Annotated in this window: 11 protein-coding genes; 2 read left to right on the forward strand and 9 right to left on the reverse strand. The window is 40.2% G+C overall.

Annotation, left to right across the window (positions count from 1 at the left end):
- The first annotated feature begins 29 nt into the window (after positions 1-29).
- Complete coding sequence (locus tag EG2_RS11830) at positions 30-212, forward strand: hypothetical protein (RefSeq protein WP_003126552.1); 183 nt, start codon at positions 30-32, stop codon at positions 210-212.
- Between the two features lie 34 nt (positions 213-246).
- Entirely contained in the window at positions 247-489 is a 243-nt protein-coding gene (locus tag EG2_RS11835; protein WP_060814898.1) for a hypothetical protein, read from the forward strand.
- A gap of 210 nt (positions 490-699) precedes the next feature.
- On the opposite strand, the gene EG2_RS11840 is transcribed toward EG2_RS11835, so the two are convergent.
- The 9 genes from EG2_RS11840 to EG2_RS11880 form a co-directional block, all read right to left on the reverse strand.
- A complete protein-coding gene (locus EG2_RS11840; protein ID WP_060814899.1) occupies positions 700-2,673 on the reverse strand; it encodes an ABC transporter permease in 1,974 nt (657 codons plus the stop codon).
- A 3-nt stretch (positions 2,674-2,676) separates the two neighbouring features.
- Positions 2,677-3,435 (reverse strand): ABC transporter ATP-binding protein, encoded by a 759-nt coding sequence (locus tag EG2_RS11845; protein ID WP_060814900.1) that lies wholly within the window; start codon positions 3,433-3,435, stop codon positions 2,677-2,679.
- A 94-nt stretch (positions 3,436-3,529) separates the two neighbouring features.
- Complete coding sequence (locus EG2_RS11850) at positions 3,530-4,513, reverse strand: sensor histidine kinase (RefSeq protein WP_060814901.1); 984 nt, start codon at positions 4,511-4,513, stop codon at positions 3,530-3,532.
- Positions 4,506-5,198, reverse strand: coding sequence for a response regulator transcription factor (locus tag EG2_RS11855; RefSeq protein ID WP_060814902.1), 693 nt, complete (start codon positions 5,196-5,198; stop codon positions 4,506-4,508). Before EG2_RS11855 ends, EG2_RS11850 begins: the two co-directional genes overlap by 8 nt.
- A gap of 133 nt (positions 5,199-5,331) precedes the next feature.
- Positions 5,332-6,381: an AI-2E family transporter gene (locus tag EG2_RS11860; protein ID WP_060814903.1), complete on the reverse strand. Its 1,050-nt coding sequence runs from the start codon at positions 6,379-6,381 to the stop codon at positions 5,332-5,334.
- Between the two features lie 468 nt (positions 6,382-6,849).
- Positions 6,850-8,604 carry a 1-deoxy-D-xylulose-5-phosphate synthase gene (locus EG2_RS11865; RefSeq protein WP_060814904.1) on the reverse strand — a complete coding sequence of 585 codons (1,755 nt, stop codon included), beginning with the start codon at positions 8,602-8,604 and terminating at the stop codon, positions 6,850-6,852.
- Positions 8,605-8,826: 222 nt separating this feature from the next.
- Positions 8,827-10,155, reverse strand: a complete 1,329-nt coding sequence (locus tag EG2_RS11870; protein ID WP_060814905.1) for a dihydrolipoyl dehydrogenase family protein — start codon at positions 10,153-10,155, stop codon at positions 8,827-8,829.
- Positions 10,142-11,104: an ABC transporter ATP-binding protein gene (locus EG2_RS11875; RefSeq protein WP_060814906.1), complete on the reverse strand. Its 963-nt coding sequence runs from the start codon at positions 11,102-11,104 to the stop codon at positions 10,142-10,144. The genes EG2_RS11870 and EG2_RS11875 overlap by 14 nt, the downstream gene beginning before the upstream one ends.
- Complete coding sequence (locus tag EG2_RS11880) at positions 11,105-12,640, reverse strand: ABC transporter permease/substrate-binding protein (protein WP_060814907.1); 1,536 nt, start codon at positions 12,638-12,640, stop codon at positions 11,105-11,107.
- Positions 12,641-12,673 lie beyond the last annotated feature (33 nt).

Here is a 12,673-nt window from a genome sequence, read left to right on the forward strand (position 1 = left end):
AATCAAAAATTTGTTGTGGAGGAAAATCAATGAATCTCAAACGTTTTGTACAATTGTTTATTTGCTATTTCGTATCTATGGTAGTTGCTGTTTTACTGACCAACTTATTCAATATTTCAACTATGCCATTTTATTTGTTGGTGGCCTCTATTATTGGGTATATCACATTAACGATCCCATTAGTAGTCATGACGATCAAGAAAAACAAATAGTTCCGAGAGTGGATTTTTTTGAAAGGAGCATCAGATGATTGGCAATGTTCGTTATCTACCAAGAAAGTTAAGAAAATGGTACATTCTCTATCTTATCTTTCTGATACTTATTTATGGCTGGTTGTTGTTTACTGATCAGTCAGCGGTACCTGCTGTCGCTATTCTTCTCGTTCTTTTTGCAATCGAACTTACATTTATGTGGCATTCAGAAAATTCTTTTTTAGGCAGTGTTCTGGTTGCTTGTCTGCTCTATGGCATCTGGAGCCTACCTTTCTAGCTTCGGTGATTAGTTTTCATTTATTCGTATCGAAAGTGAATCGGAGAAGCTAGCATAGAAAATTTTCTTAAAAAAATACCCAGAGGAAAGAGCAAGTCATGACGTTGTCATTGACGATAGGTCTTTGCAGTAATGCAAATACTGAGGGCTTTATTCCTTTGGGTATTTTTTGTTCATTTTAACTAATTTAACTTAGTGAGTGACAAACAATTATTGCTCTCGTTCAACAAGTCGGTAATAGACTTTTGCTGTGATAAGGTATACCAACAGATAAATGACTGCGAAAAGAGCAACTGATACAACAGTAACACTGATCAGTAGATTGCGGTCGGTCAACCCGAAAAGCAAAAGCAGCTTGCGAATCATAGGAAACGCGAATGCAAGGTGGATGATCGCAGCTACCAATGGAAAAGAAAAAATCATCAATACTTGTTGTTGGATCACTTGCTTGACTTCTTTATGACTTAAGCCAACTTTCTGTAAGATCTCAAAACGTTCTTTGTCTTCTATTCCTTCAGAGACTTGCTTGTAATAGATGATTAATGTAGCTGCCAAAATAAAGATTAGTCCAAAAATCAACCCTAAGAAAAAGAATCCTCCCGTAAACGTTTTGGTCTGTACTTGGAAGAGATCTTTTGATTCAATGCGTGCATTCGGATCAGCTGCTTGAAGGTCCTTTCGTATCTCTTTGCCCCTTGTTTCTCGATCACTGGTTTCAGGCACTTGGAAGTCAAAAACAGTAGTGATCACTGGTTGTTGATAGATGAGGAAATCTTTTTCCTGATACCAACTAGTTAATTTCTCAGAAAGCCAAGTATCATCGACTACCACCACAAGTTGTTGAACAGGATTTTCCACTTGAGTAAAAGGTGGCAGCTCAGTTAGTGATCGAAGAGTGAACTGACTATTATCGATCGTCAGCTCTTTAGGCAACGCTTGATGGGTCCAAGTTTCTGGAAAAACCAACAATTCATCTTTTTCTGGTCCTTCTTTTCCTGTGATTCTTTGGTACTCCGTACTAGTAACAAATGTGAGAAAGACCGCTTTTTCTAAATTCTCGCTGTTATCTTCAAAAGTCGTTGAAGGAGTAAGTGTGTTTCCCTCAACCGTAAAAAGTAAGTCTCTAGTAGCAGTGACTTGTTTCCGGTTTTTGAGCGTTACTTTATTTTCAAGACTATCGATGGCTTGGTTCAATTGTTGCGGATTCGCCTCTGACTCGATCTGAAAGTCATAAGGAAATCGTGTTTCCACCACATTCTTCTGTCCGAAATAAAGACTAGCTGTTGTGGCAACAGTCACTAAAACCATTGTCGACAAAATACAAATACTTGCTAGACCTGCTGCATTTTGTTTCATTCGATAAAGCATCGTTGATACATTGATGAAATGGGTCGTCTGATAATAATAAGTGGATCGCTTTCTTAAAAATTGCAATGCTTTAATACTACCGGAAATAAACAGGAGATACGTTGCAACGATCACAAGAATTACAGCAACAAAAAAGAGGGCCAACGCGCTGATGGGCGACTTGATTGTGACAGAAATCGTATACCCCACCACTAGACAGATGGACCCTAGAAGGGCTAAAAAGCCTTTTGCGCGCGGCTCTTGTTCATTGCGCTTACTACCTTGCAGCAGTTCGATCGGCTTGGTCCGCCGGACTTGCAGCATATTGAATAGAAAAAGGCAGCCATAGACCATCAAAAAGTAAAGGATCACAAGACCGATACTTTCTACAGAAAGTTCAAAGACGAAGGATTCTCCCACCTCTAGAATTCTTTTTAAAATCAAGAACCCTAATCGTGCAAACAAAAGACCTCCAACTAGCCCTGCGGCCAGACTGATGAGGCAGCTATAAAAAAGTTCCCAAAAGACCACTAACGCAATTTCTCGTTTCCCTAATCCTAGAACATTGTAAAGTCCAAATTCTTTTTTTCGTTGTTTGATCAAAAAGTTATTGGTGTAAAACGAAAAAATGGCGGCGAAAATCATTAAAATGATATTTCCTAGTCGAAACATAAAAATAGCACTTTGACTGCTTGGCAGTTTATTCATCCCTGGATTATTTACAATGATTTGTGTCATCATTATCACTGCAACTAGAAGACTCATGGACAGTAAAAATGGAGTATAAGCTTTGGTGTTTTTTCGCAAATTGGAAAAAGCGATTTTTTGAAAGAACATTCCTTACTCCTCCCTTGCAAAGACAGCTGTCATGGTTTCCGAGATTGCTTCTAGAAAAGCGCTATTCGTTCGTTCCCCGCGATAAAGCTGATGGAAGACGTGACCGTCTTTGATGAATAATACTCGTTGCGCGCGGCTTGCGGCAATGGCACTATGAGTAACCATGATGATCGTTTGTCCATTCTGATTGATTTGCTGAAACAACGTCAGCAATTGATCGGAAGTTTTTGAATCTAGCGCCCCAGTTGGTTCATCTGCTAGTAAGAGATCCGGCTTTGTGATAATCGCGCGTGCGACAGCTACCCGCTGTTTCTGGCCGCCGGATAATTCATATGGATAGTGTTGTAACAAGTCAGTAATCCCCAGTATCTGCACTAATGGTTGCAGCCGTTGGTCCATTTGTTTGACCGGCACTTTCGATAAGACTAATGGTAATAAGATATTGTCTTTGACAGAAAAAGTATCCAATAAATTGAAATCTTGAAAAACAAAGCCCAAATGATCTCGGCGAAAACTTGCAGCGTCTTTTTCTTTGATGGTCGTCAAATCGATACCATTAAGCGCTAATTCTCCCGCTGTCGGTTGATCTAATGTGGCCATCAAGTTCAGCAGGGTGCTTTTCCCAGATCCTGATTCCCCCATAATGGCGACATATTCGCCTTCTTCTACTGAAAACGTGATATTCTTCAATGCTTCGACCGGCTGGCCGTTCAACTGACTTTGATAAACTTTTTTAACTTGTTGAATGTTTAATAGTGGCATTGTTCTCTCCCCCTTCTTTTTTAGCATAAGCTGTTTAGAAGAAAAAAGCGACTTACAATAAAAAACGCAAACTTACAGTGTTGAAAGTTTGCGGTCAAATAAAATTTTTAGTGGGAAAATGGATCGTCACCGTAGTCCCCTTCCCTACTTCGGAGTCAATCGTTAGCTGACATCCGATTTTTTCTGCTGCTTGCTGGCTCAAATATAATCCTAATCCGCTAGCACGCTGCTGAAAGCGTCCATTTTGTCCTGTATAACCTTTTTCAAAAACCCGCGGCAAATCTTCTCGACGAATACCGATCCCTGTGTCTTGAATCAAAAGACAATTGTTTTCGGTAAAAATCCGGATTCCGCCTTTTTCTGTATACTTCAGGCTATTAAAAAGCAGCTGCTCAAAGATAAAAGTCAGCCATTTTCGATCCGAAGTAACGGTCAAGTCGATAGCCAAATCTAGTTGCAAGTCTTTTTTTGAAAAAAACAAGGCATATTTTTTGATTGCTTGGTGAATGAGAGGTGCTAATACAATCGGTTCAAAAACAAAGTCATCATTTTTCAAGTTTTGTCGTAAATAATTCAGCATCATTTGCAAATAATCATTCACTTTAAATAGTTCTGCTTTGACTTCAGTAGGCGATAGTCCATCACTTTGCACTAACAAATCCATCGCTGCTAATGGTGTTTTGATCTGATGCAGCCATAATCCGAAGTCTTCGTAGATTTCTTCATTCTTCAAGGACGCTTGATACTCGGAGGCGGTTTTTTCTTTAGCTTGTCGTTTGATTAGCTGCTGGTATTCTTCTTCGATACTGTTTCGCGCAATCGGCAAGAAAGTCAAAGCTGCTTCAGTGATCATTTTCTTGGCTAATAAGTTTTGTAACTGACGTCTTTTTTGTAGATAACGCATATATTGCCAGACAGAGAAAATACCTAAAATCACTCCCGTGAAAATCACATAATCGATGAAGGGCTCTAAAGGAAGCTCATGGAGAAAGAACAAGCCTAAAAGACCGCTACTAAACAAGATCAAAAACAAATAGAACTTGCCGTAAAGCAAAAAATACTCTTTTAAGTTAATCATAGGCTTGTTCCTTTTCAATCAAATAGCCTTTGTTTTTCACTGTTTGAATCAAATCAGACAATCCAGTTTGACTCAATTTCTTTCGCAAGCGGGTCATGTTAACGGCTAATGTATTATTATCAATAAATTCTTCGCTATTCCAAAGCATTTCAATAATCGTTTCTTTGGGAACGATTTTCCCTTGCTGTTGCAAAAGTAAGGAAAGGATTCGAGATTCGTTTGGCGACAGCGGCAAAGATTCCGTTTTACTTTTCAGCAAATTTTCTATTGGATGAAAAGTGACTTCTCCTAATGAAAACGTCTGGACTTGTTGATGGGTATATTGGTAGCTGCGGCGCAACAGTGCTTGGATCTTAGCCAAAACAAACACCAAATCAAAAGGTTTTGTTAGATAATCATCGGCTCCCATGTTCATTGCCATGATTTGATTCATTTGTTGATCCATTGAAGAAAGAAAAATGATTGGCACTTCAGAAATGTTACGAATTTCTTGGCACCAATGGTACCCGTTGTAATAAGGCAAAGAAATGTCCAAAAGAACCAAGTCGGGACTTACCGCACGAAACTCCTGCAAAATTTCAGCAAATTTTTTGGCGGGATAACACTCATATCCCCATTGTCTTAAATAATCAGCTAGTACTGAAACGATCGTAGCATCATCTTCTACAAGGTATATTTTTTGCATGATTCTCTCCTATCACTAAATTGGTGAAGCTATCACAGACAGTGTACCAGAAAATAAAAAGAAACGTCTAGTTGAGATAAATCATTCTAGACGTTTCTTCAGTCATCCAATCTAAGGACTGGTTGGCATTTATTTACACTTTTTCACTCGATTCACTTTTTTTAAGTGCATTGCGGATCGATGGGACTTGCTTGATTTTCATTAGATCTAATAAGAAAGTAAATAGTGGGATCCCCACGATCAGACCCCAGATACCAAAGAGATGCTCACCCAGATATAAAACAATGAACGTATAGAACATGGGAATCTCTGTTTTATGGGACATCAGCCGCGGATTGAGAACATAGGACTCGAGAGCATGAACAAAAATAATGATTAATAAAACATAGACAACATCATTGAGTCCGCCAATCGTATAGGCAATAAAGGTCAATGGAATACAAGAAATGATGACTCCTGCTACTGGAATCAAGCTTAAGAAGAAAATCATCATGGCCAAACTTAACAGTTGAGGAAAGCCCATGACAGCTAAAGCAAGCACTGTGATCACTGTATTAACGATAGCAATCAATAGCTGGGTTTCGATCACACTTCCGAATGCGCGGGTAAATTTCCTTGCGAGATAATAAACATCCTCAAAAAACCAGGAAGCACTCCCTTGCAAAAAGAGCTGAGAAAATGCCACTGTTTTTTTGTTGTCAATCATAAAGAAGAAACTCAATAAGAAAGAGATCAATACAGTCAAAGCCAATTCACCGAAGTTATAAAGATAATTGATGACGACGACGACTCCATTCTGGATTTTTTGGACATAATCGCTTGTTTGCACCAAATGTAGCAAATACTCTAATAACTCATTGTTAGAGTCTGCTTTTTGATAAAAATCGGTCACTGACTTGACCAGTTGCGCGGATTGGTTCAAAAGAATCGGTGCATACTTGGTAATGACTAAGTAAACCAAAGCGACAACGATCAAGTACAACACGATTGAAAGAAGTTTGATTGACACATTCACTTTCTTGCGTATTAGCTGGACCAGTTTGTAAATCAAATAAGTAAAAATAAAGGTTAATAAAATAATAGTCATCATACTGCGAAGCAGAAATAAGATCCCACAAAGAAAGATCAGCACTGTCCAACGTCTTAATGGGACATTGGCAACAAACCGATGGTAGTAATTCATGAACACGCTCCTTTTTTCAAGTCGTCAATCAACGACTGTTACTTCATTCCCCAATTAATCTAACCACTTTTTGAAGCAATTATCAACTCTAATCAATTAAGAAGACTATTGTGGCTAGAGTCATCTGCTAAAGCAAAAGCAGCCTGCTATCAGTCAGCGGCAACTGGACCAAGTATTGTGAATGACGAACTGATGATTATTGTCAAAAGATAAATGGCTATTTTTTTGAAAAGTTTATGGTTGTTTTAAGATTACTATGACACAATAGACCTTGACATAATAATTTACAGTCTGTCTTAGCGGAAACTAAGGCAGACTCCTTTTTTATCAAAAAATGCCCTTTGTTCGATACAAACCGAACAAAGGGCATTTTAAACGATGCTATATTTATTCTTATCAGTAGTTACCCCTAGACGAATTATCTGCTTTCCTTAAAAGGATGCTCACTGTGCGACTAGCTCACTATGACTAAAGAGACAATTCTTGACGAACTTCTCGAAGAATGGCATCAACGGTCAACCCATTTTCTTGTAGCAACTCATTCGCTTGATAACGGTCATGAAAGGCTTTATCTAAACCAAAATTGACAATTTTGATCGGGGCTTTTCCTAAATAACTAGCGACAGTTTGTCCATAGCCTCCTTCAAGAAGGCCATCTTCAAGAGTGAGCAACAATTGATGTGTAGCGATTAAACCAGACAATGTGTCAGTATCTAATCCAGAAATAAATCTAGGATTAATGACCGTAGGTGTGATGCCTAGCTCTGTTTCTATCATGGCAGCTGCTTTTTTTGCCAGTCCAAGAGCATTTCCTACACCAAGTAAGGCAACTTTGCTGCCCGCTTGAATGAGTTGATTTTTGTTTAGCTGACTGTAATCCGTTTGATCGACATGACCTGATTCTAACGGACCAACAGGAACGCGAATTGCCACCGGATGTTGGGTTTGGTCAATGGACCAATCCAGCATTGCTAAATATTCTTCCTTATTGGTCGGTGCAAGATAAACAAGATTCGGAATATGACTCAAAAATGGAATATCAAAGATCCCTAAATGACTTTCATCATTCATACCATAAGCCGAAGCGCCATAAACTAAAATAGTTCCCGCCACATTGTTCAAAGACAAATCATGAGAGATTTGGTCAAAACTTCGTTGCATAAAGGTTGAAAAAACTGCCCAAACGGGTTTTGCCCCATTTTTTGCCAGACCGGCAGTCATGGTTGTAGCATGTTCCTCTGCGATCCCGACGTCAACAAATTGACTGCCGGCGATTTTTCGTTGTTCAGGGGTAAAAAGGATCATCGGTGTGCCAGCATTTACTGCAATGACTGTTGGATCCTGTGCCATTTTTTCTAAAAGATAATCGGTCGTTACCGTTGAATAGGTTTCTCCACCAGAATTTGCAAGATAATCCCCTGTTTTTAGACTAAATGGTCCACCAGCATGGAATTTCTCGCGATTTTCTTCGGCAAATTTGAAGCCTTTTCCTTTAACGGTCTGAATATGAAGGACAACGGGATGATCGCTGTCTTTCACTTGTTTGAATAGATGCATCAAGGCTGTCAGATCATTGCCATCAGCAAGATAATAGTAGTCAAACCCTAATGACTTAAAGAAATTGTTTTCCGCTTGACCATTGGTATCTCGCAATGCTCGTAGGTTATTGTAGAGACCTCCGTGGTTTTCCGCAATCGACTGGTCGTTATCATTTACGATCACGATGGTGTTTGTTCCAGTCTCCACGATATTGTTCAATCCTTCATAAGCCAGACCACCAGATAATGAGCCGTCACCAATGACCGCAATTACGTTCCCTTCTTCATTTTTTAAGTCTCGTGCTTTGGCAACCCCGTTTGCTAAAGACAATGACGTGGATGTATGCCCCACTGTAAACAAGTCATGGTCACTTTCTTTTGGATTAGTATAACCAGAGACATCGCTATAATGCGCTGGATCCCAGAAGGCTTGACCTCGCCCAGTCAACATTTTATGAATATAGGTTTGATGAGAAACATCAAAAATCATTTTATCTCTTGGAGAATCAAAGACAGCGTGTAAAGCAACCGTCATTTCGACAACGCCCAAATTCGGTCCGTTATGTCCTCCATGATGGCTGATTTTTTCCAATAACACGGTTCTTGATTCCTCACTAACTTGTTGTAGTTCTGCAGCGGATAGCTTCTTCAAATCTGCTGGATCTGTAATTGATTTTAATAACATCAAAAAACTCCCTTCTCTGTTTGATAGTATACTGCTTCACCTTCACTTTAAGTCAAGAAGTTTTTGAAACTTTTTCACGAAAGAAAACAACAGACAGGTAGAACACATGAACACAAAAAAGCCCCCCTTCAACTTGTTATGGTGCTCTGTTTTATCAGCAGAAAAGTTGAAGGAGAGACTCTTTCAAAATCATTCGTTATGAGACACGATCGTTTTCCAGCGTTAAATGATGTAAGTCAAATCACTTGCAGGAGTTGGATAGGCAAAGATCAGCGCTTCGATTTCTTGGTGAGTGAGCTGTTTTTCCAGAATCAAGTAGCACAAATTAATCAATTCATCTGCGATACTTGAAAGACAGGTAATCGCAATGATTTGTCCCTCTTGATTGTAAACAAGTTTAAGCATTGCAACAGGATCGTTGATGCGACGGTACGTAAACCAATCGGCAAGGTTGATTGTTTCACTATGGATCTGCGGATTTTGAGCAAGCTGTTTTTCACTTTGACCGATCCGAGCCAATTTCAACCCACCAAAGACGATTGTAGGAATCAGGGGATACGTGATTGCAGAACGAGAACCTTTTTGGCTCATTGAAGCAACCGCATATTTTGCTTCAAAACTTGAAACAGGCGTCAGTTTAGGTTGTTCCTTATCCAATACATCTCCACAGGCAAAAACTCGTGGATTCGTTGTTTGTAAATAGTCATTGACTTTGATCCCGCGTTTGGAGTAATCAACTCCTGCATTTTCTAAGTGCAAGGATTCAACATTTGGGATGCGTCCAGCAGCACTTACCACGTAATCGGTGTGCAGCTCAAAGCCTGTACCTTGCAGCGTGTATCCTTCATTGATTTGGCTAATGCTTTCAATCTCTACATTGAAATGAAAGGAAATTCCTTGCTTTTGTAATTGCTCAACAAAGGCATTCACCAATTCTTGATCAAATGCTTTCAGTGGTCTGTCGTTATGATGAATAATGTGTACCTCTGCGCCTGCTGCTTGAGCGATTGTCGCAAGTTCAAAAGCAACATACCCCGCTCCTAAAAAAGTGATTTTCGCGGGCATTTTTTCCATTGCAAGAAAATCGGTGCTTGTATGCAAATATTCTTGTCCTTTAATCGGGAGTAGCGCAGGTCGTTGTCCTGTAGCAATCAAGAACTGATCAGCTGAAACGATTTCTGAACCAATCCGTAGCGTTTGTTCATCGATAAATTCCGCTTCTCCTTCATAGGTTGTGATTCCAGTATCCACTAAGCCCTGCTTCGTCTGTGTGGGAACAGTGTCCGTGTAACTGCGCTTAAAAGCCATCAAAGTTTTCCAGTCAATACCAAGCTCTCCAGTGATCCCTTTTCCTGCTAAGTGAGCAGCCTTAGCTTTTGCTTCAACGGCACTCATTAAAATCTTCTTGGGGTCGCACCCGCGATTGGGGCAAGTTCCTCCCCAGAGATCGGCTTCAACGATTGCGACAGTTTTCCCTTGCTCACTGAAAGAATAGGCCGCAGCAGTTCCAGCTGGTCCACCACCCACAACGATTACATCATAGTTTTGCATCTTGCTCCTCCTGACTCAAAAAATGAAAGATATCTGTACGGCTCACTTCACCAATCGCTTGTCCTTGTTCTGTAACAACCAGATGTTCGTGGTTGGCCAAGATTTCATATACTTGTGAAAGAGGGACCTTTACATCGAGGGACATTCCCTCTCGTGTAGTTGGTTGTTGGTAGTAACCAGCATCAATAATCGCTTGAAGACGTTGTTCTTGCTGCGCTCCTTGTGTTTCATCAAAAAAGGCGCGAACGAAATCCGTTTTTGGCTCTGTACGTATTTTTTCAGGCGTATCACATTGTACCAGTCTGCCTTCATTCATCACACCGATTCGATCCCCCAATTTTAAGGCTTCATTCATGTTATGGGTAACAAAGACGATCGTATTGCCTAATTTTTTATGCAAATCTAATACGAGATCCTGAAGATTGGTTCGAGAAATCGGATCAAGGGCACTAAAAGGTTCATCCATCAATATGATGTCCGGTTCTGCGGCCAACGCTCGCAAGATCCCGATCCGCTGGCTTTGACCACCTGAAAGTTCTGCCGGCATCCGTTTTTTGAACGTCTCTGGTTCAAGTCCAACCTCAGTGAGAAGTTCATCGACACGTTGATTGCGACGATTTTTATCCCAACCGAGCATTTCTGGAATGATTTCAATATTCTCCTTGACGGACATCGTTGGAAACAAAGCGATTTGCTGCAACACGTAACCAATTTTCCAACGTAACTTTTGGAGTTGATAGTCTTTCACTCGTTTTTGTTTGAAGTAAACATTGCCTTCCGTCGGTTCGATCAGCCCATTGATCATTTTAAGGGAGGTTGTTTTTCCGCTTCCTGAGGGACCTACTAAGACAAAGATTTCTCCTTGATGAATGGAGAGATCCAATTCTTTTAATACGACTTGCCCCTCGAATTCTTTGGCAACTTGTTTAAATTCGATAATTGGTTCCATTTAGTTTCCCTCCCCAATAATCTTTTCTTTTTTTAGAAATTCACGAGCAACATCTGCCGGTTGTTTTCCTTCCACATTCACTTGATAGTTCATGTCAATCATCTGGTCCTCTGTGATTTTTCCTGATAGTTTTTCCAATGCTTTGACGACTTGCGGATGATCGGCAGCAAATTCATCTTTCATCAATGCGGCTCCTTGATAAGGTGGAAAGAGCTGCCGATCATCTTCTAAAACGACGAGATCGTATTGTTTGATCTCACTATCTGTCGAATAAGCATCGATCACATCGACATCCTTGCTTTGGATCGCTTGATAGCGCAGTGCCGGTTCCATGCTTTGGACAGAATCAAAAGTCAGCCCGTACTGTTTTTGGATCCCGCGATAGCCATCTTCCCGATCAATAAACTCTAAAGTAAAACCAGCCCGAAGCTCTGATTCATGAGCAACTAATTCAGAAATCTTTGTTATACCCAACTCTTCTGCTTGTTCACGACGCATGGCTAAAGCATAGGTGTTTTCGTAGGTCATCGGCTCTAACAGGCGCATATTAAACTGGTCGCTAAGCAGTTTTGTTGCTTCTTGATAAGTTGATTCTGGAGAACCATCGATTTGGGTATTTTCTGGGACTTTGACTAGACTTTCTAATACTGTTCCCGTAAACTCGGGATAAATATCGATCTGGTCATTTTCAAGGGCACTAAATAAGAAACTTGTTTTACCAAAGTTTGGTTTGATCTCGACAGTTAAACTAGGATCTTCTTCTTCGATCACTGCTTGATACATATTGATAAGGATATCTGGTTCTGAACCGAGTTTACCAGCAATCGTTACCGTTTTATTTGAAATAGGATTATACTGTGCGAAAAGAATTCCGCCGATGCCAAGAAAGATGACACCTAAAGAGATCAGTGTGGTTTTCATACTGCGGTTTTGTAAAAAACGAATCAATCCACTGAATAAGATTGCTAATAGAGCCGAACTAACCGCCCCTATGAGTGTCAAACTCGGATCATTACGGTCGATCCCTAACAAAATGAAGGTTCCTAAGCCACCAGCACCAATCAATGCTGCCAACGTGGCCGTTCCAATGATCAACACCAATGCTGTACGTACCCCAGAAATGATGACAGGCATTGCAATAGGTAACTCAACTTTGAAGAGTTTTCGCAAGCGAGACATACCGAATGCATCCGCCGCTTCTTCAATCGACGGATCGATTTCGGAAAGCCCAATATACGTGTTTTGAAAAATTGGCAGTAACGCATAAACTACCAATGCTATTAGAGCTGGAACGGTGCCAATACCAACAAAAGGAATCAATAATCCCAATAATGCCAATGATGGAATTGTTTGTAGAATACTTGTGATCTGTAAAACAAATTCTGCCATTCGTTTCTTTTGGCTCAACAAGATTGCTAATGGAATAGCAATTAAAATGGCTAAAATCAACGCACTCAGCGAAATGGCCAAGTGTTGAAAGATTGCCTGCAGCAACTCCTCCTTTCGCTCGCTAAACGTTTGAATGATTTCATTCATATATTCTATCCTCCACTTTTCTAGTATGCCTTA

The sequence above is a fragment of the Enterococcus gallinarum NBRC 100675 genome, assembly GCF_001544275.1.
Lineage (GTDB): Bacteria > Bacillota > Bacilli > Lactobacillales > Enterococcaceae > Enterococcus_D > Enterococcus_D gallinarum.